29 protein-coding genes are annotated in these 26,217 nt (G+C 47.1%); 14 read left to right on the top strand and 15 right to left on the bottom strand.

The genetic code is table 11. The features are described 5' to 3' along the window. The first annotated feature begins 4 nt into the window (after positions 1-4). Complete coding sequence (locus AT705_RS06200; protein WP_058795920.1) at positions 5-2,998, top strand: bifunctional diguanylate cyclase/phosphodiesterase; 2,994 nt, start codon at positions 5-7, stop codon at positions 2,996-2,998. 47 nt (positions 2,999-3,045) lie between these two features. Here the strand turns inward: AT705_RS06200 and AT705_RS06195 are convergent, their stop codons facing one another. Next, entirely contained in the window at positions 3,046-3,375 is a 330-nt protein-coding gene (locus AT705_RS06195; protein ID WP_010382397.1) for a translation initiation factor, read from the bottom strand. A gap of 145 nt (positions 3,376-3,520) precedes the next feature. Here AT705_RS06195 and AT705_RS06190 point away from each other — a divergent pair, with 145 nt between their 5' ends. From AT705_RS06190 to AT705_RS06175, 4 genes are all read left to right on the top strand, one after another. Further along, a complete protein-coding gene (locus AT705_RS06190; RefSeq protein WP_010382395.1) occupies positions 3,521-3,826 on the top strand; it encodes an STAS domain-containing protein in 306 nt (101 codons plus the stop codon). Positions 3,827-3,844: 18 nt separating this feature from the next. Next, positions 3,845-5,491 (top strand): fused response regulator/phosphatase, encoded by a 1,647-nt coding sequence (locus AT705_RS06185; protein ID WP_058795919.1) that lies wholly within the window; start codon positions 3,845-3,847, stop codon positions 5,489-5,491. A 115-nt stretch (positions 5,492-5,606) separates the two neighbouring features. Then, a complete protein-coding gene (locus tag AT705_RS06180) occupies positions 5,607-6,266 on the top strand; it encodes a GAF domain-containing protein (RefSeq protein ID WP_058795918.1) in 660 nt (219 codons plus the stop codon). A 105-nt stretch (positions 6,267-6,371) separates the two neighbouring features. Further along, positions 6,372-7,565 carry an amino acid aminotransferase gene (locus AT705_RS06175; RefSeq protein ID WP_058795917.1) on the top strand — a complete coding sequence of 398 codons (1,194 nt, stop codon included), beginning with the start codon at positions 6,372-6,374 and terminating at the stop codon, positions 7,563-7,565. Between the two features lie 150 nt (positions 7,566-7,715). On the opposite strand, the gene AT705_RS06170 is transcribed toward AT705_RS06175, so the two are convergent. Beyond that, the gene (locus AT705_RS06170; protein ID WP_049865025.1) at positions 7,716-8,027 is read right to left on the bottom strand and encodes a YebG family protein; all 312 of its coding nucleotides are present in this window, start codon (positions 8,025-8,027) and stop codon (positions 7,716-7,718) included. Positions 8,028-8,399: 372 nt separating this feature from the next. On the opposite strand from AT705_RS06170, the gene AT705_RS06165 reads away from it, so the two are divergent. Next, positions 8,400-8,693 (top strand): ComEA family DNA-binding protein, encoded by a 294-nt coding sequence (locus tag AT705_RS06165; RefSeq protein WP_049865026.1) that lies wholly within the window; start codon positions 8,400-8,402, stop codon positions 8,691-8,693. A gap of 55 nt (positions 8,694-8,748) precedes the next feature. Here the strand turns inward: AT705_RS06165 and AT705_RS06160 are convergent, their stop codons facing one another. Both AT705_RS06160 and AT705_RS06155 read right to left on the bottom strand, forming a co-directional pair. Beyond that, on the bottom strand, positions 8,749-9,648 hold the full coding sequence (locus AT705_RS06160; protein WP_157576684.1) for a hypothetical protein: 900 nt from the start codon (positions 9,646-9,648) through the stop codon (positions 8,749-8,751). A gap of 11 nt (positions 9,649-9,659) precedes the next feature. Beyond that, positions 9,660-12,011, bottom strand: a complete 2,352-nt coding sequence (locus tag AT705_RS06155; RefSeq protein ID WP_082668928.1) for a TonB-dependent receptor — start codon at positions 12,009-12,011, stop codon at positions 9,660-9,662. Between the two features lie 194 nt (positions 12,012-12,205). Between AT705_RS06155 and AT705_RS06145 the strand changes: the two genes are divergently transcribed. Next, positions 12,206-12,439, top strand: coding sequence for a hypothetical protein (locus AT705_RS06145; protein ID WP_058795913.1), 234 nt, complete (start codon positions 12,206-12,208; stop codon positions 12,437-12,439). Positions 12,440-12,484: 45 nt separating this feature from the next. Here AT705_RS06145 and AT705_RS06140 read toward each other — a convergent pair whose 3' ends face one another. Together AT705_RS06140 and dsbB are read right to left on the bottom strand one after the other, a co-directional pair. Then, positions 12,485-12,787, bottom strand: coding sequence for a hypothetical protein (locus tag AT705_RS06140; protein WP_058795912.1), 303 nt, complete (start codon positions 12,785-12,787; stop codon positions 12,485-12,487). 7 nt (positions 12,788-12,794) lie between these two features. Further along, on the bottom strand, positions 12,795-13,307 hold the full coding sequence (gene dsbB, locus AT705_RS06135) for a disulfide bond formation protein DsbB (protein WP_058795911.1): 513 nt from the start codon (positions 13,305-13,307) through the stop codon (positions 12,795-12,797). Positions 13,308-13,481: 174 nt separating this feature from the next. Between dsbB and AT705_RS06130 the strand changes: the two genes are divergently transcribed. Continuing rightward, positions 13,482-13,889, top strand: a complete 408-nt coding sequence (locus AT705_RS06130; protein ID WP_058795910.1) for a nucleotide triphosphate diphosphatase NUDT15 — start codon at positions 13,482-13,484, stop codon at positions 13,887-13,889. A 15-nt stretch (positions 13,890-13,904) separates the two neighbouring features. Continuing rightward, positions 13,905-15,011 carry a helix-turn-helix domain-containing protein gene (locus AT705_RS06125; RefSeq protein ID WP_058795909.1) on the top strand — a complete coding sequence of 369 codons (1,107 nt, stop codon included), beginning with the start codon at positions 13,905-13,907 and terminating at the stop codon, positions 15,009-15,011. Here AT705_RS06125 and AT705_RS06120 read toward each other — a convergent pair. Continuing rightward, positions 14,960-16,132 carry a DUF418 domain-containing protein gene (locus AT705_RS06120; RefSeq protein ID WP_058795908.1) on the bottom strand — a complete coding sequence of 391 codons (1,173 nt, stop codon included), beginning with the start codon at positions 16,130-16,132 and terminating at the stop codon, positions 14,960-14,962. The two genes, AT705_RS06125 and AT705_RS06120, sit on opposite strands and share 52 nt — an antisense overlap. A gap of 174 nt (positions 16,133-16,306) precedes the next feature. Beyond that, a complete protein-coding gene (locus tag AT705_RS06115; protein ID WP_010382369.1) occupies positions 16,307-16,711 on the bottom strand; it encodes a helix-turn-helix domain-containing protein in 405 nt (134 codons plus the stop codon). A 107-nt stretch (positions 16,712-16,818) separates the two neighbouring features. Here AT705_RS06115 and AT705_RS06110 point away from each other — a divergent pair, with 107 nt between their 5' ends. From AT705_RS06110 to AT705_RS06100, 3 genes are all read left to right on the top strand, one after another. After that, complete coding sequence (locus tag AT705_RS06110) at positions 16,819-17,424, top strand: class I SAM-dependent methyltransferase (protein ID WP_237113792.1); 606 nt, start codon at positions 16,819-16,821, stop codon at positions 17,422-17,424. Between the two features lie 222 nt (positions 17,425-17,646). Next, the gene (fadR, locus tag AT705_RS06105; RefSeq protein WP_058795907.1) at positions 17,647-18,360 is read left to right on the top strand and encodes a fatty acid metabolism transcriptional regulator FadR; all 714 of its coding nucleotides are present in this window, start codon (positions 17,647-17,649) and stop codon (positions 18,358-18,360) included. A gap of 313 nt (positions 18,361-18,673) precedes the next feature. Then, positions 18,674-19,279, top strand: a complete 606-nt coding sequence (locus tag AT705_RS06100; RefSeq protein WP_010382361.1) for a peroxiredoxin C — start codon at positions 18,674-18,676, stop codon at positions 19,277-19,279. 67 nt (positions 19,280-19,346) lie between these two features. Here AT705_RS06100 and AT705_RS25945 read toward each other — a convergent pair whose 3' ends face one another. The 4 genes from AT705_RS25945 to smrB form a co-directional block, all read right to left on the bottom strand. After that, positions 19,347-19,472, bottom strand: coding sequence for a hypothetical protein (locus AT705_RS25945; protein ID WP_257721229.1), 126 nt, complete (start codon positions 19,470-19,472; stop codon positions 19,347-19,349). A 1-nt stretch (position 19,473) separates the two neighbouring features. Beyond that, positions 19,474-19,785, bottom strand: coding sequence for a hypothetical protein (locus AT705_RS06095; protein ID WP_010382360.1), 312 nt, complete (start codon positions 19,783-19,785; stop codon positions 19,474-19,476). A 193-nt stretch (positions 19,786-19,978) separates the two neighbouring features. Next, entirely contained in the window at positions 19,979-20,779 is an 801-nt protein-coding gene (locus tag AT705_RS06090; RefSeq protein WP_058795906.1) for a response regulator, read from the bottom strand. Positions 20,780-20,994: 215 nt separating this feature from the next. Then, positions 20,995-21,549: an endonuclease SmrB gene (smrB, locus tag AT705_RS06085; protein WP_010382355.1), complete on the bottom strand. Its 555-nt coding sequence runs from the start codon at positions 21,547-21,549 to the stop codon at positions 20,995-20,997. Positions 21,550-21,634: 85 nt separating this feature from the next. Between smrB and prmB the strand changes: the two genes are divergently transcribed. Next, complete coding sequence (prmB, locus tag AT705_RS06080; protein ID WP_010382353.1) at positions 21,635-22,570, top strand: 50S ribosomal protein L3 N(5)-glutamine methyltransferase; 936 nt, start codon at positions 21,635-21,637, stop codon at positions 22,568-22,570. A gap of 56 nt (positions 22,571-22,626) precedes the next feature. Then, on the top strand, positions 22,627-23,727 hold the full coding sequence (gene aroC / locus AT705_RS06075; protein WP_058795905.1) for a chorismate synthase: 1,101 nt from the start codon (positions 22,627-22,629) through the stop codon (positions 23,725-23,727). 228 nt (positions 23,728-23,955) lie between these two features. On the opposite strand, the gene AT705_RS06070 is transcribed toward aroC, so the two are convergent. From AT705_RS06070 to yghU, 3 genes are all read right to left on the bottom strand, one after another. Continuing rightward, on the bottom strand, positions 23,956-24,567 hold the full coding sequence (locus AT705_RS06070) for a superoxide dismutase (RefSeq protein WP_058795904.1): 612 nt from the start codon (positions 24,565-24,567) through the stop codon (positions 23,956-23,958). Between the two features lie 16 nt (positions 24,568-24,583). After that, the gene (locus AT705_RS06065) at positions 24,584-25,087 is read right to left on the bottom strand and encodes a hypothetical protein (protein WP_058795903.1); all 504 of its coding nucleotides are present in this window, start codon (positions 25,085-25,087) and stop codon (positions 24,584-24,586) included. 214 nt (positions 25,088-25,301) lie between these two features. After that, positions 25,302-26,162, bottom strand: a complete 861-nt coding sequence (gene yghU / locus AT705_RS06060; protein WP_058795902.1) for a glutathione-dependent disulfide-bond oxidoreductase — start codon at positions 26,160-26,162, stop codon at positions 25,302-25,304. Positions 26,163-26,217: the final 55 nt, after the last annotated feature.

Raw genomic sequence — 26,217 nt, 5'->3', positions numbered from 1 at the left:
TATCGTGGGCTATCGACGACCTGTGTCTCGCTTTGGTTTTAACTCGCTTAGTGTCAAACTTCCGGTGTTAACTGCCGCTGTTTGTTTGATTGCCGGGGCAATTGCTGCTGCTTTAATGTTGAAAACCGAAGAAAAGCAGCTTGTCTACGAAGAATTTCATGAGTTGAGGGTGCAAAGCGAACAAACCCAGATGCACTTCTCTGAGTTTCTCACACTAAAGAAAAAGTTGGCGCAGCAAGCCAACATGGTGGTGAGCAGGTCTTTGTTTTCGGAGCAACCCGGACAAACCTCATCTGAACAGCAGGTACAAATTAATCGAAACGATGAGCGTATTAATAGTATCGCCGCAAATGGTATTTCAGCGGCCTACTTGCCAGTAAAAAACCTGAACGAACAGACTCAGGCATTACTTACCGAATCAGAATTCGTCTGGAATTCTTTGTCCCCTTTGTTATTGCAGGACTTTTTTAATTTTTATCTCCATACCACAGATGACTTTGTGCGTATTTCACCGCCAAACTCGTTGCTGGTGGACGGCAAAGGGAGTAGTCATTTCAGTATTCATGGGTTGCCATTGTTGCGCGAAGAGCTTAACCCCACTCGCCAGGCATTGTGGTCTGGGATTCATTATGATGCAGTCTGGAGCAAATGGGTCGTTAGTGTACTCGTGCCATTGTATGTTGACGATGTTTATCAGGGGTTTACGGGCAGTGATCTGGAGCTCGATGTGTTGCTTAGACGGCTACCGAAATCCACCGAAGAATCAGCATACATTGTTTTTGATAAGCAGGGACGTGTGTTATCTGCACCCAATATGGGGATTATTGCGCATAATAATCAACTGGCAGATAAAGGTTCCTTGCCCGCTGCCTTTCAGGAAATGATAGACAATACGTTGCGCGTTAACTTACCTAGTTTGCAAAGTGAATTCGGATATCAGCAGGAGTCTTATCTGGCGAACGTTGTGCACCTTACCGAGCTGGATTGGTATATCGGCTATTACAAGAAACGAGATTCGGCTTTGTTTGCATTGCATGACTTGAAGTGGAAGTTCTCAGGCTTGTTTATCATTTATGGGCTGTTTGTTTCTCTGTTACTGCATCAGGTGATCTATCACTTGATCCTCAGGCGCATTAATCAATCTGTGGATGCGTTGGTGTCGTTTGGTAAGGGTCAGCTGGACTATCCTGAACTGCCAGATGCTAATGATGAGCTGGGAATGTTGAACGCTTCGATCAATGATATGAGCGATGAAACCCGTAAATTGATCCATGGGCTAAATACCCGGGTGTCAGAAAGGGAGTCTGCGCAAAAACAAGCAAATCGGTTAGGTAAGGCTGTGGAATTCTCTGGCACCGGCGTGCTGATCACCAATGACAGATTCAAGATTGAATATGTCAATCCCAAAATGTTGGAAATGACCGGTTTTAACGAAGCGCATTTCACCGGTGCGCCCTTGCTCGGTATTGTCTCGAAAGAGATGGCGATCATTATCGATGACATAGACTTTGATCTGCGCAGTCGTAATTACTGGCGTGGTGATACACTGCTGCAAGGCATCTCTGATGAGCCGATCTGGGTGAGTTTGAGTATTTCCCCAATCAGAGAGGAGAATGGGAGAATTTCCAGCTATGTGGCGTCGGCTCAGGATATTTCCTTTGTAAAAGAGAGCCAGCGAAAAATGGAAGAGTTGGCTTATTTTGATACTCTGACCGGGCTGGCAAATCGCACTTTTTTCCGCATGCAGCTGCGTAAGTCGATGGCACTGGCAGAGCGCGGGCATTATGCCTTTGCACTGTTTTATTTTGATCTTGACGAATTTAAACGCATCAATGACACACTGGGCCACGATGCCGGAGACCGTTTGCTGGTCGAAGTGGCGGACAGGTTAAAACAAAGGCTGCGCGCAGAAGACACGATTGCACGCCTGGGCGGTGATGAATTCGCTGTTTTGCTCAGCGGGATTGAGAGCCGCGAAAATGCGATGGATGTCGCACATACCATTCAGCGAACATTGGCCAAACCAATCCGGCTTGGTAACAATGAAGTGATTGTCAGCGCCAGTATCGGCATTACACTGGCTCCTTTTGATAGTAAAGAAGAAGAACAGCTGCTGAAACACGCAGATTTGGCAATGTATGAGGCCAAAGCGAAAGGGCGCAATACCTTTCATTTTTACTCACAGGAACTGGATGCAGCGGCCAACGAGCGTTTGTACATTGAAAACGAGCTGCGCCAGGCCATCAAGGAAGGACAGTTCAGTCTGCGCTACCAACCTCAGATTGACAGCATTACGGAGCAAGTGGTCGGCTACGAAGCCCTGGTGCGCTGGTATCATCCTGAAAAAGGGTTTATTGCACCGACAAAGTTCATACCTATTGCTGAAGCAACCGGCATGATTGTAGAGCTTGGTGCCTGGGTATTGCGTGAAGCTTGCCAGTTTTCAGCCAGACTACGCCGCAGTGGGCGTACCGCAGATATTTCAATCAACCTGTCAGCTCGTCAGTTTAAAGATGCTGAGCTGATTGACAATATTGCAATGACATTAAAAGAGACAGGGCTATCACCTCAAATGCTACATTTGGAGCTGACAGAGAGTATGTTAATGGGAGATGTTGAAGCCGCCATTGAGCAATTGTTGGAAATGAAAAAGCTCGGTGTGTCTTTGTCCATTGATGATTTTGGCACGGGCTATTCGTCACTGAGTTATTTGAAACGCTTTCCGGTCGATGTACTCAAAGTAGATCGGTCTTTCGTTAAGGACATCCCTGAGGATTCTAATGATATGGAAATCACCGCGGCTATCATCGCGATGGCACAAAAACTCAGTATGAAGGTGATTGCAGAAGGAGTAGAGACTCAGGAACAAGTGGCCTTCTTACAAAGAAATAACTGTTTTATTGTACAAGGCTACTATTACAGCGCGCCTTTGACTGAGCATGAAATTTTGATGCAAAGTCAGCACCCGGATATTGGCCAGGGAAAACAGGCGCATTAGTCTGGCGTGCGAAGCCAGCCCGTGTCAGACTTCGCACGATATACAGGCTAGCCGCCAGCTATTTTAACCTTAAAGCCCTGTGCTTCCAGCAAGGCTTTCAGCTTGTTGCGATCATCGCCCTGGATCTCAATGATGTTGTCTTTGAGTGCGCCGCCCTGGCCCATTTTACTTTTCAGGGTTTTTGCCAGTTTCTTCAGATCATGTTCTGTCGGGTCGATACCCACGACCAGCATGACGCCTTTTCCTTTGCGGCCTTTTGTCTGTCGCTCTATTCGTACAGCGCCATCTTTAAATAATTTCACTTCTGGTTCTGGCTGGCTTTCGGTATGTTTGATCCGGCCAGACTCGGTGGAGTACACCAAACGACTTTCTGACATTTTGCCTCTCCTGTATAAATCTTAATACCCTTATGGTAACAAAAAGCGGTTTGAAGCGAGATAATTTTTTGGCTAATTTCACTTATCGGTTTATATTTAAAACAACATCATGGATACTAAAATTTAACCAAAGTAGGAGCTTGCGATGAGCCTGAGCAAAAATGCTTCAGCGGACGGAAAAACTCTAACGATTCAGATCAAAGGGAAATTTGATTTCAACTTGGTCCAGTCTTTTCGTCAGGCCTATGCCGACGTAGGTAACCAAACGGAGAAAGTGGTTGTTGATCTTCGCGACACTGACTACATGGATAGCTCCGCATTAGGTATGTTGCTCAACATGAAGAAGACCCTGGGTGATTCGGTATCTAGTATACAGATCAGTAATTGCAGACCTCAGCTGAAGAAGATCTTACAAATTTCACGCTTCGATAAAAAATTCGATATTGACTGATTCACGAGGGATTCGTGTATGTTAATTTTGGTTGTGGATGACCAGCCACTCAATTGTCGATTGCTGCAAACCATGCTTGAGCACCAACATTACGATGTGCTGGTGGCAAATAATGGTCAGGAAGCGTTGGACTTGCTCTATGAGCATGATGTGGATATCGTTTTGTTGGACGTAATGATGCCAGTAATGGACGGCTTCGAAACTGCGCCCAGGATTAAGGAACATGCGGGTGACGTATACTTGCCTGTGATTTTCATCACCGCGCTGGAAGATCACGCCAGCTTTGAGAAGTGCCTCCACGTTGGAGGAGATGACTTCATACATAAACCTTTCGACAGGATTGTGCTGTCAGCAAAAATCCGCGCACATGCCAGAACGAGAAAGCTCAGCAAAGAAGCCAACGAGCAAAAAAAGCAGCTAGAGTACCACTATAACCAAATCGAACGAGAACACGAAATTGTCGAGCATATTTTCCGTAATGCTTTATCTGGGCAGCAAGATTTTGCGGATTTATGTGACTATCACCTGTCACCTGCCTCAATGTTTAACGGAGATATGTTCCTGATGGCAAAAAGCCCGATTGGTGGCTTTTACTGCTTGTTAGGTGATTTTACCGGGCACGGTTTGGCTGCCGCAGTGGGGGCGTTGCCTGCATCTAAAATTTTTTACACTATGGTGCAAAAAGGGATGGCGGTGAATGACATTGCAGCAGAGCTCAATAGCTCACTGAATACACTGCTGCCCGGACATATGTTTTGCGCTGCAGCCATTATAGAGATTAGCAGTTCCGGGAGAAACCTGTCTGCCTGGTTAGGTGGATTCCCCGATATCTATTTGATAGATGGGCAGGGGCAAATACTTAAAACCATTGAGTCTCAGCACATGTCCCTTGGGATCCTCGATGAGGATGAATTCGAGCGCAACACGCTGCACTTTGAAGTGGATGTGGGCACCCGTATTGTGATGGCAACGGATGGTATTATTGAAAGTGAAGCCCCTGACGGTGAATTGTTTGGTGAGCAGCGCCTGATCGATGTATTGAGTTGCACAGTAGATGTCTCGACGAAGGATATTATCCAGCAAGTGCGCGAATACAGCGGACACAAAGAGCAGCAGGATGATTTGAGCATCGCAATTATCAACTGTCTGCCTGATACTTCCACTGAAACCTTGCCTCCCGAGTATTCAACTTTGCCATTTAACATTAGCATTTCACTGAATGCGCAACAGATGCGATATACCGATCCGGTGCTGGAGCTGGTTGATATCTTGTCGCAGGTCGAAGGTTTACACGCGCACAGGTCAAATGTTTTCTTATTACTTTCTGAGGCATACAATAATTCGCTGGACCATGGTGTGTTGGGGTTGCAGTCGGATTTAAAAAGTCAGGACGATGGTTTTATTGAATATTATCAGCAAAGGGCACGTGCGTTGGAAAGCCTCAAGGATGCGCTGATCATCATCAATGTGCGTTTTTGCCCGGATGAGTTCTGTCTTGTTTTTAATATCTGTGATTCGGGAAATGGCTTTGATCACAGTTCAACCGCACTACATCAATCACAGCAGGAACATGGCAGGGGCGTTGAGTTACTCTCTGAAATTGCAAAAAGCGTGACGTACAATCAGGTGGGTAACGAGGTTGAGCTGGTATATTCGCTTCGATAACACGACTTTGTTTCTGTTGCCACTCTTGCTGAAAATAAAAAATTATAATATCACGCTGGCATACCTAATTCGTCCATGTTAAATTTGATGGATATTTAGATGTTTGGATGGCCAAATGATTTCTACCTATCTTTCTCATTGTAATTTATCTATTAGCGAAGCCGTAGTGGCGGGTCAGCTCGCTGAGTTGGATGCGTATCTTGATACCCATAGCCTCAGTGCCACATGGTCATACCAAATTCCAGAGCTGGGTGAGGGGGGCAGTTGCAGTCTGTTCGGCAATCTACAGGAAGCGCCTTTCTTACTGACGGACTTTGTTACTTGTAACAGTGAGAGTGAGCAGCAGTTGTCGCGTTTACAAACAATTGCTGAATATGTCAAAACTGCCACGAAGATTGACTGGTTTGGTATTTACCAGGCGCGTCCGGCCGAAGGTATACAGCAGTTGCTGAAGCTGGCTTATTATGGTGCGCCTAGTCGTCCTCTATTTCCGATTACCGAGGCGTTTGCCGCTACATCAAACAATATTCAAACGTATTTGTCTGAGCAGGCACGTGTGATCAATAACATCCCTGATTATGTGGCTCAGGGGGGCGAATATTATACCTGTGATCCTAAAGTACAAGCTGAGGTGTGTTTGCCATTGTTAAATCAACAGGGTGAATGCCTGGGGATTATTGATGCAGAAGCTTTTGAGCAGGAGTGCTTTGATGAATACAAGCTGGCAGTTTTAGTTGCCGCTTGTATTCGTGCGATTGAGTATCTTCCAAGTTAAGCGGGCTCGTCTTCGCGGCAACTTATGTTAATATGAGCTCAGAGTTAACCCCATGACAAACGAGTTAGAAAACCTCGTTTACGTTAATTAGGAAAAGAGAGAACCATGTTTTCAGAACTAAAACCACTTCCGATGGATCCAATCCTGGGCCTAATGGCCGCCTATAAAAAAGATACTAACCCAAATAAGATTGACCTAGGGGTTGGGGTGTATAAAGACGAGCAGGGTCATACCCCGGTTCTGAAGGCGGTAAAAAAGGCTGAAGCGTTTCGTCTGGAAAATGAAACAACTAAATCTTACATCGGTTTAGCGGGTAACCTGGATTACTGCGACAAGATGGAAAAGCTGCTGCTGGGCAATGAACACCCGGCCTTACTGGCTAACCGCACCAGAACAGCTCAGGCGCCAGGTGGTACAGGTGCTTTACGTGTTGCAGCGGAATTTATTAAGCTTTGTAACACAGATGCTACTGTATGGGTTACTACACCAACTTGGGCGAACCACATCAGCTTATTTGAAGCAGCTGGTCTGAAAGTCAAAGAATACCCGTATTATGATTATGAGAATAAAGGCCTGCTGTTCGATGAAATGATCGAAACGCTGAAGCAAGTACCAAAAGGCGACATCGTGCTACTTCACGCATGTTGTCATAATCCAAGCGGTATGGATTTAAACGCAGAGCAATGGCAAATCGTTGCTGAGTTAGCGAAAGATGTGGGCTTTACACCACTTGTTGACATCGCTTATCAGGGTTTTGGCAGCGGCCTGGAAGAAGACGCTCAAGGCATGCGCTTGCTGGCTTCAACAGTCGACGAAATGCTGATCTGTTCTTCATGCTCTAAAAACTTTGGACTTTACCGTGAACGCATCGGCGCGTGCACATTCATTGCTAAGGATGCTGCAGTGGCTGATGTTGCTAACTCAGTGTTACTCAGCGTTGTACGTGGCATCTACTCAATGCCACCTGCACACGGTGCGGACATTGTGAACACGATTCTGGGTAGCGAGGAGCTGACTCAGGAGTGGCACCAAGAGCTGGCTGAAATGCGTGACCGCATTAATGGCCTGCGTAGCTTACTTAAAGACAATCTGAACGCCAGAGGTGCGGGACAGGACTTCTCTTTCATTGAAAGTCAGAATGGGATGTTCTCATTCCTGGGTATAAATAAGGCCCAAATCGACAGATTACGTGAGGAATACTCAATCTATATTGTGGGTTCCAGCCGTGTAAACGTGGCAGGTGTGAGCAAAGACAACATCGACTACTTTGCCGATGCAGTTGCGACTGTTCTGAAATAATACCAGTTCGCATAATTAAGTAGCCAATCTAGAGGTGAGTAAACCTCTCCAGTTGGTTATGTATTAATGCAGGTTGGTATAAGCTCGCTTATACTAAAAAAGCCAGCTCTTTCGAAAGAGCTGGCTTTTTTGTAGGTATGGTCAGAGACATTAGGCCTGTTTAATGGCCGTTACTTTATCGTCATCCCCTTTCTTGTTAGCGGGTTTTTCCTCAGTGTCTTTCTTTGTTGACACTTTTCCGCCTTTCAGGATGGCCATAAAATCGTCTTTTTGTTTGGCAATTTCCAGTGCGAGCGACTCAACTTGTTGCTCACTGAGTGGAACATCCACTTTTTCTAACATGCCTTCAAGCGCTTCTGCAACATCCAGCATTTTATCATAAGCATCAGCCTCTTTTTTGCTGGTAAATGTCATACGCTCTACTCCATTTCTTTCTACCACATACTTAACGATAACCGCCATGATCACTCTCCACGAACACTGTTTTTTTGTACAGTAACTTGTCTTGTCAAGAATTACAACTGATAAAGTGCTGTAATGTACCGATACAGAGGATCCTGGTGCAATTAATAAACACATTGAGCACCTATCCAATGTTAACTTTATCAATAAAAACAAATTGATATTGATAGTCTGTATGCTCTCCGTAGATAGTGTCAGGTTGCCAATAGCATAGTTTATAAAAATTAGCATAACAGAGTGAGATGAAAAATTAGCAACAGGAAATATAGACATAATTTTGACATATTTCTCCGTGTTTACTTTATTTTAACTGTGCATGCACATTGCAATGCATACTTTAAAACATGGACACTTTAATTGAGGGATCTCACGATGAATATCAAAACACTTTTAGCGACATTGGCGCTGTCCGCCGCGCTGCCAATTATGGCTCAACCAGAGCAAGCGCCTGCTACAACCCAGCAAGTTGCTGATGCTGTGGTGAATGTAAACCATGCCAGCGCAGAAGAGTTAACCCGTTTACCTGGTATTGGCATGAAAAAAGCGCAAGCGATTGTTCGCTCTCGCGAAGAAGCGGGAGACTTTCAGGATATGGATGCTTTACTGAGGGTAAACGGAATAGGTGTGAACATCCTTGCCAAACTTAAAGGCAAAGTAACATTTTAGCGTTGTTCCAGTTGAGTCTGGTCATCTCCAGGAGCAGCTTAGGCTGCTCTTTTTCTTATCTTTCCTGATTATTTAATTGCGCCTTGGTGATTTGTTGTTCGAGTTGTAATTTGAAATAATCTCGCTCTGACTCAGGGAGGTAGCGCAGATGCAGCTCATAAAAGCGCGCTGTTTGGTACAAGTGCAGCAGTGCGGCGTTGACAACTTTAAGAAATTGCCGGGTTTCGGGGGTATCAGAGCAGGCAATGTGGCCAAGAATAAAAGGCGGATTGTTTGCTATTTCGATGCTATGTACCTGCGAAAGTGTCAGCTTGCTTGCATAGCGTTGAATCGTTGTCGGGTAAGTCAAAATAAAGCTCACCCGGCCTCGCTCGAACATGGTGATGGTTGCTTTATAGCTGTCACCACCAGGGCGTCTGATTAACTGAATTTTATCAACCCTGGCCAGTTGTGCGTCCAGGTAATCGCCGTATGAGCGTTGTGCCTCCGTGAGTAAGGTGGTTCTGGGGTGTGCCTGGAGTAGGGCAATGAGATCGGTCAATTGTCCCTGTTCATTAAGAAAAGGGGCAAGTTTAATGTTCAATGGCAAAAAGTACAGCCTGTGGCTGGGGTAAAGGTGCACAGGCAAGCTGAATAAATACTGCTTTGCTCGCTGGCGTGTTTTTATCCGGTTTAGGGCGCAAAAGGGCAGGTTGCTTTGGAGCAGCTGATCGATGCGTGTGCCCGGAGCAAGCAGCAAAGGCGGGGGGGAAAAAGAAGGGGCTGTTTTTAAGATGTAATTCAGCACCAGGTTATTTGAGTCTGTTGAAATATCCAGAGGCTGTTGTGAAAACACCATCTCGATGTCTAGTGGGTCATCGCTAAGTAGCTGGACCTGAGCACTTGCTGAAAATGCAATCCAAGTATGTAAAACCACAATGCTTATGAGTAAAACAGACTGCGTGATTGTCATCATAGCGTACATCTTTAAAATTGGTAAGACAGGGAGACACCCCACTCTCTGGGTGGGGCCAGGTAATGCTCCGCAACCCCAAATACTTCGGTAAAGTCATTGCCGCCAATTAACACTCGTTTATCTGTGAGGTTGCGAACAAAGAGTGCAACTTCCATTTGGGCTGTGATGGCGTGAATGATACGTGCATTTAACAGAGCAAAACTGCCTTGCGCCCCAAGTTCTGTATTATAAACATCGTTATACGTTTTGCTGCGAAAGCCCCAGTTGAGTGACACTTTTAGCGGGGGCCGCTGTGCAATCGGCCAGTGGTAACGTAATCCAAATGCTGCGGTCCAGCGCGGGGAACGCATTACTGTACTGTCTGTTGTTACCTGCGTGGCTGTACCGACTGAATCAAACTGTGCATCTGTATACGACAGGTTACCGGAAAGGTGCCAGTCGTGTGCAGGTATGGCCTCAAAACTGGCTTCAATACCCCGAATACTGGTTTCCCCGACATTGTCGATAAAGATCTCAAGGCCGGCTTCTGTCGATTGACCGCCCCGCAGCTGCATGGCTTTGTGTTGCATATCAAAAGCCGCAACGCTGAGCTGAAGGGTATCTGACAGCAATTTAGTTTTATAGCCCAGCTCATAAGCTGTCAGGTATTCGGGGTCAAATGGCAGGGCTGAGGTAGGTGAATTCGGAATGCCGTTGAAACCACCTGATTTAAAGCCCCGTGATGCGCTCAGATAGACGAAGTGTTTGTCGCTGAAGTGATACTCCAACCCGCCTTGCGGAGAAAACACTCGCCAGCTTCGTTCAATGGGACCGCCGTTTTTTTGCCCCTGAGTTTGCAGCGTCCTGTCAATTAAAATGACCCCGGCATTGTCAGTGTCACTCTGAACCTGTTGCATCTTATCTTCAAATGTGAGCCGTCCACCAAGGTGAAAAGCCCAGTGACGTGTTAGTGCGTATTTGGCATGGGTATATATTGCGGTACTTTTAATATCCACTTCATTATCAAAACCACTGTCTATATCCAGACCAATATTGAGCGGGTTACCAGGGCCACCTATGCTGGTGGGGTTATTCAGTGGTGAGCCATCTAACGGGCCTGGTACATTTTCCAATGCCTGATATAGCCCACCAATAAAGACCAGATCGGTGAGGTGATTGATGTGTTCATCAAAGTGGAATAAGCCGACTAACCAACTGAGTTGCTCGTCCAGCGCACTGCCGCTGATATTAAGCTCCTGACTGAACTGAAACTGCCGCTGAAAATCCTGCGTATCACCAATGATCGCGGGGTTATTATCAAAATCACGGCCATAGGTTGCGTAAAACTCCCGATAAGCCGTCAATGACTTTACTTGCCACTGTTGTGGGGTTTGCCATGCGACAGAGAGTAAAGCCCCGGATTGATCCAGTGTGTTAAAGTTCGTGCCGAGCGAAGCACTCTGGTGTGATGAGCCGAAGATCTGCAATGGCGGATAAGGGTCAGCAACGCCACTTTGTGTGACTAAGTTGTTGTACAGCACCAGCAAGTCGGCCTGATCGTTCTTAGCCGCAAGGATAGAAGGCGCGGATCCTGAATTGATCCTGCGTTGATCCAGAGACAACTGTGCCGTTAAATTTGATGTCATCTGATAACGAAATTTGGCGGTGATCGCCCATTCATCTTGCCCGCCCTCAAACTCACCATTATCACGCCTGACAAAACCATCCCGGTTGAGGTGAGTGAATGTCAGGCGGCTACTGAGTGAGTCGCTAAGCCCAAGGTTAGTGCGCATACGAACATCTCGGCGTTCAAAAGCGCCCAGCGTGATTTCGCCATCTGCAAATGTATCTGCGACGGGGTCGTGCGTGTAGATTGTGACAGCGCCGCCGATGGTGTTTTTACCGAAAATAGCGCCCTGTGGGCCTCTCAGCACTTCTATCTGACGCACATCATACAGGTCAAAAATTCCTCCAGGGGAACGGGCATAGTAGACCCCATCAAGGTAGAGCCCCACACTGGGGTCGACTGTGGGCAGCGGGTCCACCTGACCAATGCCGCGAATGGTGATGTTGGCGCAGTGTGTACAGCCAGAATTTTCGCCAACTGTGGTGATATCTATATTGGGAATAAAGTACGCGGCTTCCAGCAAGGTATTGACGTTGCGTTCGCGCAGAAATTGTTCACGCATAACAGAAATAGAGACGGGGATAGCCAATGCATCCTCTTTGATTTTACGTGCTTCAACGGTGACTTCCATCAGCTCATCAATCGACAAAGCAAATACATCATTGTCATTGTCGGGCTGTGTGTCGGCCCAGGAAATTGAGCTAAATAGCACGCAACCTGCGCATAAGCGCGTGATGCAGGGGAGTCTATTGTTCATTCAGTACCTTATTGATGACAATTATTCCTACTCCCTGGAGAATAATGCGGCTCCAATGACCCCATTTATCGGATCGTTGCCATTGAGTATAGCAGCTAAATTGCGCCTCGCAGGACTGCTGCACAAACCCAACTACGCAGAAGAACACCAGCAGGGTGCTCAGCAAATCTCAATAATGTGATGGGGTGTGTCGAATGCATTATTTTGCACATCTGTATGTTTTTTGTGCTTTGATGGTCACGAAACAACAACTCAGAAGGAAGCTAAACTATGAAACTACAGTCAAAAACCAGCAAGCTAAGCGTCTGAATGAACAACATAAACAATTGGACCAGGCTAATACACCTCAGGTGGGAGGTGGATACACGACTAAGCCCTGGACGGTCTGGTGTGAAGAGTTGAGCAAAGGACCTGATTGCCGTGCTTAGCGCTGAAAACTGACGAGTAGTTAAGTGGTGCGGTGCACCACTTCTTTAGGAGTGTTTTTTACGAAATTCTGAGATCGCGTGGTGCATATGAGGCCGGGCGAACTGTATTTCTAGTGGTACGGTTAGCAAAGGGTATGCCAATCCACACACAAGTAGCACAGGTAGCAAAAGCCAGCCCTCTATAAACGCCAGCGCCATAAACAGTGGCGTCAGTAGCAAAAGTTTGGCTATATTAAGCAAAATCTTGTGCGATGCCGACAGCTGGGCCAGAGCCAGTGCTTTGATACGTTGTTTATCGCGCAGTGCAAAGTCATCTAATTCGGCAAGTTTACTGAGTCTGAAAATCATTTACTTCTCATCTTTTAGCAATAAATACAGCGGCGAAGGCGATAAAACAGAGGCTGTAAAGTGCGAATATGACTTCCATCCAGCCAGGCATCGACAGGCCTGCGAAAAACCAATCTATATTACCACAATCGCCAGTTGCCGCGAAGAAGGCCGGGAGCCATTCATGCAGCGGCATAAAGCTTGGAAAATTAGGCACAAAGTCACAGGTAAAAGCAAAAGGATCTGTGGTGGTTTGCATACTAATGTGCTCTTTTGCCAGTAACCAGCCCCAAATGGCCGATACGCCCCAACAGCTCATGGCAATAAGTCTTACAGGCAGGTTCGCTGGTGAAGCCAGTCCTATCAAGCCTGCAGCGACAATACCCAATGTGGCTGTGCGCTGATAAATACACATGATGCAGGGCTCAAGACCCATACCATACTGGAAATACAGGGCGATTGCTTCTAGTACAAAAGCAGAAAAAAACAATAGGCCCCAGGCAAGTCGGGTGCGAGAAAATTCAGCAAGTTTGTTTAACATAAGTGTTCCTTTTTTTGCCCATTATTATGGCTTTGTCACTGCATCCGGGCAACTGGTTTCAGACTAGTCGTGCAGTTTGACTGCTGAATGTAATAATAGTTTCAGGGACAGAGGTGTTTCAAAGGCTAAATGTGGTATCTTCTGTGCCATTAAATAGTAAAGGAAAAATGAGCAATGCAGTCTGTTGTACGAGTTGGTGTGGCCGTGGTGATTAAACGCCGAGGACAAATCTTACTGGGTGAACGCATTGGTGCGCATGGTGCCCATACCTGGGCGACGCCAGGCGGTCACCTTGAAGTTGGAGAGACGATAGAGCAGTGTGCGCGACGTGAAGTCCTGGAAGAGACCGGCCTTGAACTGACCCGGATCACACAATTGGATTATACCAATGATGTTTTTGAATCCGAAGGTAAGCACTACATCACCTTATTTGTGCTGGGAGAGTGCTTAGAGGGTGAAGCCCAGTTGCTGGAGCCTGATAAATGTCTGCAGTGGCGCTGGTTCTCATCCGATGCTTTGCCACAACCTTTGTTTTTATCTTTGCAAAATTTATTGGCTCAAAACCCCACTGGGCTGAGTTAACACGCTGAGGTGTAGGTGTCATTTCAAGATCTCATTTTGGCAAGTAGCGCGACAACCTGCTTGTTATTTGCGTTTTTATTGCTGTCTTTGGATCACAAACTACGTAAAAAAAGCCGTTATCTGCTGAGCTATTTTGCGTTAATTGGGCTGGTTCAGCTGCTGGATATTGCCAGCGATACCAGTGACACCTTACACCTTTTTATCGTGCCAATGGCACTGATGCTGGGTCCGTTTTTTTATTTATACGTGGGATCTCAGACCCTTCATCAGACTGTCAGTCAGCGACAGCGGTGTTTACTATTCTTGCCAACAGGCTTGTTTTTGTTGCACATTGTGCTGGTCAAGACGTCAGTGCTCACAGTGCCGTTAATGGCGCATAAAACAGCCCTTATGTTACTGGCACCAGCTGAGCTAGTCTATGTCATTGCCGCCTGTCTCAGGTTAAAACAAACATCTCATTTGCTCAGCGAGACATCAGGCGCCTCTGAGCCAGTCAAACTGCGCTGGCTTCACTCGTTGTGTTATCTCAATATGCTGATCTTGGTGTTTGAAATTATTTATCATATTTCACATTCAGCCGGAGCGTTATCAGTGGCGCATAGCAGAATGTTCATCAATATAGCGTTGCAGTTGTTTTTACTGCTGATAGCCTGGCAGGTGATCCGTTCACCTGAGGTGATCTATACCGAGCAGCAATGTCTGGCAGTGCGCAAAAAGTACCAAAAGTCGGGTTTGACGCCTGCGCTGTCAGCCTATTATGGGCGCAAACTGGATACCCTGATGAATGATGAGCAACTGTTTCTGGACAGTGAACTTACCTTAGGCACATTGGCAGAGCGAGTCGGGCTTAATCCACATAATTTATCGCAGCTATTAAATGAACATGTTGGTACTGGCTACCATGACTATGTCAATGGCTTCCGTGTCCGACAGGCGGCTGAACTGCTCACAACCACAGATTATTCGGTGGAAGAGATTGCTTTTCGCGCGGGGTTTGGTACCCGCGCTTCATTTTATGCAGCATTCAAAAAGCACCGTCAGCTTACTCCTGCACAGTGGCGTACTCAGTCTCAACGACCTGACAGGTTACGCCAGAGTAATTCAACGGGTCCAGAAGAATAGCGTTCTAGCCATCGTTTTGAGCCATATAACTGGATAGCCCAGACGACCATGATAGTGATGATAGCACCCGATACCTGGGTATTGGCATAGAAACCGAGTCGATAAAACCAGAACGTACAGAGCAGGCTTTGTAGTAAATAATTGCTCAGTGCCATGCGGCCAACCAGACCCAAATAATCCCGGCAGTGCTTCAGCCATGCTCGCTTACTGATATAGGCCAGTAGAGCCATATAGCCGCATGCAGTAAGTACAGAACCCCAGTAGTTCCAGAGTGTATTTTTGAAAAAGTACTCCGGGAATTGCCAGTGTTGGTGCTGGTTAAGCCACAGCCCGGTGAAAGATAAAATCATGCCAGCAGGGGTCGCAAGCAGCGCCACATTGCGATAGCTGCGACAAGACAAGTGACCCGATATAAACCTGAATCGATAGAGCGCAAGGCCAATTAGCATCAAACCCGATACCCGAAAGACTCCCCACGCAGGAAAAGTTGAGAGATGAAACTCGGCGGCCAGGTGCGTACGCATGCTGACTTGCTCTAACCAACCGGAAGTGAAAGCGTCCAGTTCGGCCTGATTGACGAGTACGGAATGGGCAAAGTGTTGTGCAACGACTTCGGACAAAACCGGGTCTGGCAGGTGTTTGAGTGCATTGAAAGTCATCAGGCTGTTGGTGCTGCCAGCAGCCAGTATCAGCAATCCAAAGAGCAGCGTGAACAAAGCAGGCACACGGATAAATAATAAGGGAAGCAGACCACACAGAGCATAATAGACCAGAATGTCACCATGCCAGATCAGGTAGGCATGGATCAGACCAATGAGCAGCAGAATGGCTAACCGTCTCAGGTAATAGCCATAGGGCGACTTGCCCATAGTCAGTTGTTTATCGCAAATAAGGGCTGTACTGGCCCCAAACAGCATGGAAAAGATAGCCATAAATTTTTGATCAGCGAAAAGATACTGTATCTGCCACCACAGATGCCCACTGATAGATTGGTCTGTGTGTGCCAGGGGAGAGAAATAGGCGGCATAGGGCTCAGAGAAAAGACGAATATTCATTAACAGAATACCGAGGACGGCGGTGCCTCTGATAACGTCGAGTAAAGTTTGTCTGGGTTGGTTCATTGTAATGCTCAGCTAAATTTAAATCATGCCGAACGCTAACATGTTCAGATCGTCGGCTTGCTAAATCTGGCCGGAATTGACATCAATGCACACTGAAAATATGCGAGTGAAACATTTAACTGTCTGATATTGTTATTTATAAAACCTGATTGGACACAGTATTTAAAAAAGTGGTTAAAGTTTACTTTTTTGTGGCTTTAGGCGCTTTCCGGCCAGTTTCATGAGTCGCTGAAAAGTCGGACAGGCCAGATGATTAGGCGCCGGGCAATGTGCCGCATGATGGAGGCCGTCTCGAATGGCTTGCATAGAGGCTATTTGCTTATCCAGTTCCGCGGTTTTTTGGCGCAGCAGGGCGCGGTCTATGTCTACCCCCTTGGGCAGCAGCATCTGGCCGATTTCATCCAGAGATAAACCGACAAAACGGCCCAGGTTTATGAGTGCGAGCTTCTCCAGCACGGTGGCGTCGTAATAGCGACGTAGCCCGTGTCGACCAGCGCTGTGGATCAGGCCTTTTTGTTCGTAATACCTGAGTGTGGAAGGTTTCAGCCCGGAGGCTTTGGCGACATCAGCAATATCCATGTGTTCCTCTTTGATATGAAATCGCAGGCAAAGTGTGCCTATCAGTGCTTGACCTAAAGTCGACTTTAAGTTGTAGCATGGTTTATATCACTTGACGAGAGGAGACTATGATGAATTTTGATCCTATGTGGGATGTTCGTTTTGCTGCATCCGATTATGCTTATGGCACAGAGCCGAATGATTTTTTAAAGGCAAAAGTAAAGCAGCTTAAAGGCAAACGTGTATTGAGTCTGGCGGAAGGAGAAGGACGTAACGCGGTGTATCTGGCTAAGCAGGGTTTTGAGGTAACGGCTGTCGATGCCTCCATTAAAGGGATAGAGAAAGCACGGCTGTTGGCCGAGGCGATGAATGTGCGGGTCAGGTTTATTCAAGCTGATTTGGCTGAGTTTGAACTGGGCATAGAGCAATGGGATAGTATTGTGTCGATATTTGCACCGTTTGCAAAGCCTGTGCGTGCGCAATTACACCAGCGAGTGGTAAAGGCGCTTAAACCCAATGGGGTGTTTTTAACAGAGGCCTATTCACCTGAACAGATCCTGTTAGGGACGGGAGGTGGAAGTGATGTGGAAACCATGTTGAGTGCAACCCAGTTGGCTGAAGAATTACCGGGGCTGGACTGGACACACCTTGAACAATTGGAACGCCCGGTTGTAGAGGGTCAATACCATACAGGGCTGGCTGCTGTGGTTCAGGGGATCGGCGTTAAACCTTAATGTTCCGGTAAAAAAGTATGGCGACTTGGCCTGGTGTGTTCCTTTATTCGTGCTTTTCCTTCATGATGTTATCTGAGCTCGCACAGTGGCACAGATATGCCTTGTTAGTTCTAAATCATCTGGTACAATCAGTGGATTATTGAGTTGCAGAAGCCTGTCGGTGTGCTACGTACAGAAGCACAGGCTTGTCGACGTACTTTATGTTGTCAAAAGTGGTGTTAAATGAGAATCTTTAAAGCCAAGAGCCCAGCAGGTTTTGCTGAGGAGTATATTGTCGAGTCAATTTGGAATGGCGAATTTCCTCCCGGCTCCATTTTACCAGCCGAGCGTGAGCTGTCGGAGCTTATTGGTGTTACTCGCACCACCTTGCGTGAAGTATTACAGCGCTTGGCGCGTGATGGCTGGCTGACTATTCAACATGGTAAGCCAACGCGGGTAAACAATTTCTGGGAAACGTCAGGTCTGAATATTCTCGAGACGCTGGCACGGCTGGACGAGGACAAAGTCCCTGAACTGACTGATCAGCTGCTGTCTGCTCGCACCAATATTAGCGCTATCTATACGCGTGCAGCGATTAAGTTCAATCCTCAATCTGTGGTCGACATTTTGTCTAAGCATGCGGAAGTTGCAGATACGGCAGAAGCGTTTGCTGAGTACGACTACCGAGTTCATCATCAGCTGGCCAGTGCCGGCAACAATAAAATTTATGTGCTAATCCTTAACGGATTCAAAGGGCTCTATTCAAAAATTGGCTGTCATTACTTCTCAGATCCGCGTACCCGCGAACTTGCTCGCGAGTTTTATGCTGATTTGACAGCGCTGGCAGAAAAAGGTGAGCACGACGGTGCCATTGCACTGATGCGTAAATACGGTCACCGCTCCGGTGAGATTTGGCAGCAGCTACGTGGTGATATGCCTGACGACATCATGGATTAAGGGTTAACCGACCCGCATGAAAAAGCACCTCAGGGTGCTTTTTTTGTACCCGAAAATTGTTGTGAGGGTGGTTAATCACTGTGCCATCAATTTATTAGATGACTGCTATCGGATAATTCGATTGTATCCTTTAGAAGGAACAGCATAAACTGAGCGCCAAATAATACCAATTGGTATAAGGGTTGTTTTTTTATAAAACGCCTCAATAATAAGTGACAATTCACAGTGATACAGAAACACATTGCCTTATTGGCCGTGTCACTCTGTGTGAGTGTGGAACTTTGGAACTCAAACTAACTATTTGGAGATAACAATGGGTGTATTAGTAGGCCGCAAGGCACCTGACTTTACAGCAGCAGCAGTTTTAGGTAACGGTGAAATCGTAGATGGTTACAATCTACATGAGCGTATTAAAGGTAAAAAAGCGGTTATTTTCTTTTACCCACTAGACTTCACTTTCGTTTGTCCTTCAGAGCTAATCGCATTTGACAAGCGTTACGAAGAATTCCAAAAGCGTGGTGTTGAAGTGATCGGTGTATCTATCGATTCTCAGTTCTCTCACAACGCATGGCGTAACACCCCAGTAAACGAAGGCGGTATTGGTCCGGTTAAGTATGACCTGGTTGCTGACGTGAAGCACGAAATCTGTCAGGCATATGACGTTGAGCACCCAGAAGCTGGCGTTGCTTTCCGTGGTTCATTCCTGATCGACTCAGAAGGTAATGTACGTCACCAGGTAGTAAACGATCTGCCTCTGGGCCGTAACATCGACGAAATGCTGCGCATGGTTGACGCGCTGGCGTTCCACGAAGAGCACGGTGAAGTATGTCCAGCTGGCTGGACTGAAGGCAAAAAAGGTATGGATGCAAGCCCTGAAGGTGTTGCTAAGTTCCTATCTGAAAACGAAGGCGACCTGTAAGCTCGACTTTGTTGTTCTGAGAAAAACCCGCTTTGTGCGGGTTTTTTTATACCCCGATTTTGCCTTGTCATGATGCACGCCCTATCGACCACTTATGATTGAGACGTTTGATTAACTCTACCGAACCATACGCCAGCATTAAACTGATAACTGGCGTGACCAGCAGGCTAAAAAGTGTCATTTCATTCAGCATCTTACTGTTCCTTGCCTGATGTTTGTTGTGCTTCTTCTTGCTCTGGCGTGAATGACTTAATCAATGCAGCTTTGGTGCTTTCTTTCAGTTCTACCAGATTTGCTTTGATGGTCTGGCTGATGTGAGACTTCATTTCAGTGAGTATTTCCTGAGTTGCAGAAGTAGTCCCGCTATTGATAGCTGACATTGCGCTGACGCTGGCAACGGTTGTGGCATTGACGCTGGCTGTCACGCTGGTATTGCCCGCTGCGATAGCGCTGGTGCTCAGACCAAATGTCAGGATAAGGATGCTAAGTTGGGTTGCAGTTTTCATTGTCTGGTTCCTTTTGCGTTAGTTTCGATGACTTTATTGTGTTAGTCGTTCTAACTATTACAAAGGTTGTGCCAGTTTAAAGAAAATTTATAAGTATATGAATTGTATTGATTTTTAAGTTTGTGATATCGCTGGTCAAAATCTAGGTTGAGTCTTTTGACCAGTCTGGATGGTGGTTTTAACCAATAAATGGTTAACTTTGCTCAAGTAGCTGATAGATCAATTGTTTCACTACCTGAGGTTCGAATGGCTTATCACATAAAGCGTTCACGCCAGATTGCGCAATATTAGCCAGATGCGTTTCATTGGCCTCAGAGGACACCATGAGGATTGGCACGTGATTATGCTCATTGGAGTTTCGAATGGCTTCAGCCAGCTCCTGGCCGTTTACTTCAGGCATATTGAAGTCGGTAATGATCAAATCAAACATGTGCTCTTCTAAGATTGTGAGCGCTTCAGCCCCATGCTCCGCTTCACTGATCCGAGTTGCGCCCAGGTTGTTCAGCACCCGGCGGATGTGATTGCGTGCCAGGCGTGAATCGTCTACGACCAGGATCCGCAGCTCCTGGATATCATACAAGTCCAGCTCAAGCTCTTCCGGAGAGAGTATATCCAGTGTCGCGTTGATGGCTTTGCCCAGGTGCGTTTTGTTGAAAGGTTTCGGCAGAATGGCAACCACACCAGATTGCTTGAACGCTTCCAGCTGTACTCTGCGTGTCTCACTGGATACCAGCATAAAAGGCAGCTGGTGATCAGCCAGCTCGGTATGGATGTGCTGCAATAAGGTGAGTGCTTCACCGTCAGGCAGATACAGTGCACTGATCACCAGATCAGGCTTGCTGTTATTCAGGCTCTCGATGGCAGCAGCAAGTGTGTCCACGCTCTCGATATTGCGGATCCCTTCTTCCTGAAGTTCGTTGCTGATGATCCGTCTTTGTGTCTGGGACGGCTCCAGAAGTAGGATGCTCAGATCTGAGCTTAAAAGTTCATTCATGGTATGACAGAAAATGTTGAAAATAAATAGTCAGATTACCTAGCAATATAACGTATTTGCAACCGTGTCGCTAGCTTGGTGAGCAGAGTGTTAAAAGGTCTTACACGAAAATAGGATGGGAGAGGCGATAGGCAAAGTCGGGTGTTTGTCTATTGGGTAAATCAGGATGGCGCGACAGGGCGATGCGACTTTGACTGCACACGCCCGGCTTATCATTAGCGGCGAAATTCCATATTTTGTGGCAAATCGACCAGGATCAGGACGGCTCCTTTGCCACCATATTCTAATGGGGCCTGGTGGATTGCTAATATATCTGGGTGTTGCACTAAATATTGCGGCACTTTGTGCTTTAACACGCGCTCACCAATGCCATGTACAACGCAGGCACAAGCGACATGCTGTTTTTTGCAGGCGTGGATCAACGCAGCCAGCTCATCTTTGGCCGTTTCTTTGTTCATACCATGCATATCGAGGATCAGCTCAGGCGCGTAATCACCGCGGCGCAGTTGCTTGGCGAGATACTTGTCCGCACCCGGGCGAACATAATTGACGGTGCCATGAGTGTCTATATCCGGAACATATTCGTCTGAAAAATAGAACTCTGCCTGATGCTGCTTTTTTTGTTCGGCGATCACTTCACCCTTAAAGCGCGTCTGACGTCTGGCTTGTTGCACGGTATCTTGTTTGAACTGACTGGTGCCCGATATTGCCTCGCGGAACAAGGCGAAATCATCAGCTGGCAGTTGTGAGTTTGGTTTATCTGTGTTCATAGCGCCATTTTAAAGAAAAAAAGCGTAAAAACCTAGCGTAAAAACCGTTACAATGCCGCCATGCATTTAGTAGTGAGAGCAACTCATGAGCGACTCTGTTATTTCTCAGGCGATGGCTGAAGAAGCCTATCAGGATTTAGTCACCATACAGGATTGGTTACGCTGGACTGCGAGTCAGTTTGCGGGCAATGGTGTATTTTTTGGTCATGGCACCGATAACCCATGGGATGAGGCGGTCAGCCTGGTTCTGCCATTGCTTAACTTGCCCGTTGATGCGCCGAAAGAGTTAATCAGTGCGCGTCTGACACACAGCGAGAAAGTCCGGCTGGTAGAGTACCTTAGATTGCGCATCGATGAGCGTATTCCGGTTGCTTACCTGACTAATCAGGCCTGGTTTGCGGGGCTGCCGTTTTATGTGGATGAGCGTGTGTTAGTGCCCCGTTCGCCTTTTGCTGAGCTGATCGAAACGCAGTTCACGCCCTGGTTAAAGTCACCGGAAAAAGTAACGCGTATATTAGACATGTGTACGGGCTCGGGGTGTATTGCAATCGCACTGGCCAAAGCTTTTGAACAGGCTCAGGTGGATGCGGTTGATATTTCTTTCGATGCCCTGGCGGTGGCCGAAATGAACATTCATGACCATCAGGCACAGGAGCAGGTGTTTGCGATTCAGTCCGATGTGTTCAGCGGTGTACCTGGGCAGCAATATGATTTGATCGTCGCAAACCCACCTTATGTTGATGCGGAAGATATGGCGGATCTCCCGGAGGAGTTCCACCATGAACCAGAACTCGGCCTGGCCTCAGGTGAAGATGGTCTGGATGTTACCCGGACTTTATTGCAAGAGGCTGCCGGACACCTTACAGATGAGGGCTTGTTATTTGTCGAGGTGGGTAATTCTATGGTACATATGGAAGCGCTTTATCCAGGCGCGCCATTTACCTGGCTGGAATTTGAACGCGGCGGACTGGGCGTGTTTGTGATCAGTAAAAAACAGTTACTGGATTACTTTAACGACTAAGCGTTTTCCTGCAGGCAGGGAAGCGCGATGGTGTTTTTTTGGAATGAGGAAAATCAATGGCAGGCAACAGCATAGGCCAACTATTTAAGGTAACGACTTTTGGTGAAAGCCATGGTCTCGCACTGGGCGGTGTGGTAGATGGCGTCCCGGCGGGGCTTGAATTGGACGAAGCGGATCTTCAGGTTGATCTGGACAGGCGCAAACCCGGACAAAGCCGCTATACGACTCAGCGCCGCGAGGGGGATGAAATTAAAATCCTCTCTGGGGTGTTCGAGGGGAAAACGACTGGCACCAGTATTGGTTTGTTAATCGAGAATACCGATCAGCGTTCCAAAGACTACAGCAAAATCAAAGATGTTTTCCGCCCAGGTCACGGTGATTACAGTTATTGGCACAAATACGGACACCGCGACTATCGCGGTGGCGGACGCTCGTCAGCCAGAGAAACGGCCATTCGTGTTGCGGCTGGTGGCATTGCTAAAAAATACCTTAAGCAGGTGCATGGTGTTGAGATCCATGCCTGTCTGTCTCAACTTGGGCCTATTAAAGCTGAGCAGTTTGACTGGCAACAGGTTGAGCAGAACCCCTTTTTCTTTCCCGATGTAGCCAAACTGGACGCACTGGACGAATATATGCGGGATCTGAAAAAGCAAGGTGATTCGGTTGGCGCCAAAGTCAAAGTGGTGGCAAAAGGGGTTCCGGTTGGCTTAGGCGAGCCGGTATTCGACAGATTGGATGCTGAACTGGCGCACTCTCTGATGAGTATCAATGCCGTAAAAGGCGTTGAGATTGGTGACGGTTTTGAGGTGGTTGAGCAAAAAGGTTCAGAGCACCGCGACGAGCTAACACCAGACGGGTTTACCAGTAATCATGCTGGTGGCGTACTGGCAGGTATTTCGACAGGCCAGGATATCATTGCTTCCATCGCACTTAAACCGACTTCCAGTATTACTATCCCGGGTCAGAGTATCAATACGCAAAATGAGTCGGTAGAGATGATCACCAAAGGGCGTCATGATCCGTGTGTCGGGATCCGGGCTATACCGATTGCAGAAGCGATGATGGCAATCACCTTGATGGACCATTTGCTCAGACAACGTGGTCAGAATCCACATGTTGAGTTATCCCACGGTCCTATTCCTGCGCAACGCACTTAACGGCGGCTAGGAGAAAAAAAAAGCCAGCGCTGTGTCGCTGGCTTTTTTGTGAGTTATACCGATTTGCTTAATTAAGTGTTCTATTTTGAGGCGAGAAAACATGCTCGAAGACTAGGCAAAAAATTGTGAACCTATGTCTAAGGTATAAGGTTCTAAATGAGAAACTTTTAACGTCGTTAGCGTCATATTTGCTCCTTCAAATTGAACAGGTATTAAGTGAAATTGGTTCTAGCTTACCGCTTCAAGAAAACGGCGTTCTACTTCTTGCCAGTTAACCACTTTGTAAAATGCCTCTATATACTCAGGTCTGCGGTTTTGATACTTGAGGTAGTATGCGTGCTCCCACACATCGAGCCCTAACACAGGGGTCAGGCCGTCCATAAATGGACTGTCCTGATTGAGTGAGCTGGTGACCTGCAGACGCTTTTGATCATCCACGACCAGCCAGGCCCAGCCGCTTCCAAAACGACTTACCGCAGCCTGGGTAAATTGCGTTTTAAATGTGTCGTAATCGCCAAAGTGCTTATCAATGGCTGCGGAAAGTTCTCCCTGATGCAGTTGCCCGCCTTGTGGCGACATGACTTCCCAGAATAAAGAGTGATTGTTGTGGCCACCGACGTGATCGCGCACAGCACCACGCAATGCCTCAGGGAGATCATGGATATTGTTTAGCAACTCTATGGTGGATTGACCTTCAAACTCGCTGCCTTCAAGCGCAGCATTGGCTTTGTTGACATAAGTCTGGTGATGCAGGGTGTGATGGATCTCCATGGTTTTGCTGTCAATATGCGGCTCTAACGCATCATAAGCATAAGGTAACGCGGGCAGTGTAAATGCCATACTTCTCTCCTTTAAATTAATGATAATGGTGTGCTGATTGGGGAGTATTGAGTGCCTGAGTGGCCCAACTGACTAGATTTTCATGGGCTTTATGGGCGGTAATAAAGTGCATTAACTCAGTTCGTGTTCGCATACAATGGCGCATGGCAATCAAGCTAACTTGTGGGTTGGCATGGTCGCATAGCCGGATCATACTTTGATGGACGTCAATGAGCTGCTCACACGCTTTGTGCGGTAAACCCAGCGCCTGGTAGCAATCAGCCAGGTTATGTGAGGCGACAATTAGCGCCGGGCAACAATGCATCAGTGCATCTTCCTGGAGCTGCGGATCATACTGATGAGTAAAGTGGGCAATTAAATTGCTCACCAGATACAGTGCGCTCTGGTAGTGGTCTCTTGCGCTATAGAATGATTGATTTTCAAAAGCACCGTTCCCAGCGGTGATGGCTTTTTGCCAGGGGGCTAGCGCATGCTCTAACGGCTCTGCCGCGCTATTCGACGTTGAATTAGTTTGCAGCATAAGGACTCCTCGTCAAGGGTTACCGGATTTGAACCACTCAATTGTTACAGTTTCAATATGAAAACATAAATAGAAATGATTGTCATTTATATTTGGTATTAAATGAATGTGTACTGCATATTATTGGGTATCAGAAAGCGTGCGAGGTAAGAAATGAGGGGCTATGGCGGTGACAGAACGGAAAATTAGCGCGTGGAAGACACGCGCTTACTCATTAAGCTTTTAATGCCAGTACAGCATCAATATCGGCAGCATTGTGGCGCTCTCTCAATTGCTCCCATGGCTCACCGAAGGTACGGTTGACGATTCTGCCTCGTTGAACGGCAGGACGTGCATCCAGTTGTTTTGCCCAGCGTACAACATGCTCATATTGGTGAACTTGTAAAAACTCACCGGCGTCGTACATTCTGCCCAGTGCAAGGCTGCCATACCAGGGCCAGATGGCAATGTCGGCAATGGTGTATTGCTCACCGGCAACATAGGTATTATTTGCCAGGTGTTTATCCAGTACATCAAGCTGACGTTTTGCTTCCATGGCAAAGCGGTTGATGGGATATTCTTGCTTTTCATCTGCATAGGCATAGAAGTGGCCAAACCCGCCACCAACAAAGGGCGCTGAGCCTTGTGCCCAGAACAGCCAGTTAAAGGTGTTTATTCTGTCTGTGCCTGATGCGGGCAATAGCTGTTCAAATTTCTCAGCCAGGTAAACGAGGATGGAAGCAGATTCAAATACATTGATATCATTTTCGCAGCTTTTATCAACCAAAGCAGGAATTTTCGAGTTTGGGTTGACGCCTACAAAGCCTGAAGAAAACTGCATACCCTCACCAATGTGGATCATGTGTGCATCATATTCTGCCTCACTGATCCCAAGCGCCAGCAGCTCTTCCAGCATAATGGTGACCTTTTGTCCATTGGGTGTGCCCATTGAATAGAGTTGCAGTGGGTGTGCGCCCACGGGCAGTGCTTGTTCATGGCGGGCACCGGATTCCGGGCTATTGATATTGGCCCATTTGTTGTCGCTGTTGGGCTGGTGTGTCCACACTTTGGGTGGGGTATACGTGTTGTTACTCATAGCATCTCCTTTGAATAGGGTTAAATACATATACGGATACCACCTTAACGTTAAT

It is taken from the genome of Pseudoalteromonas rubra, from assembly GCF_001482385.1.
Classification (GTDB): Bacteria; Pseudomonadota; Gammaproteobacteria; order Enterobacterales; family Alteromonadaceae; genus Pseudoalteromonas; species Pseudoalteromonas ardens.
Note: the sequence above shows the minus strand (reverse complement) of the source record. Positions and strands in the feature narration are given on the sequence as shown.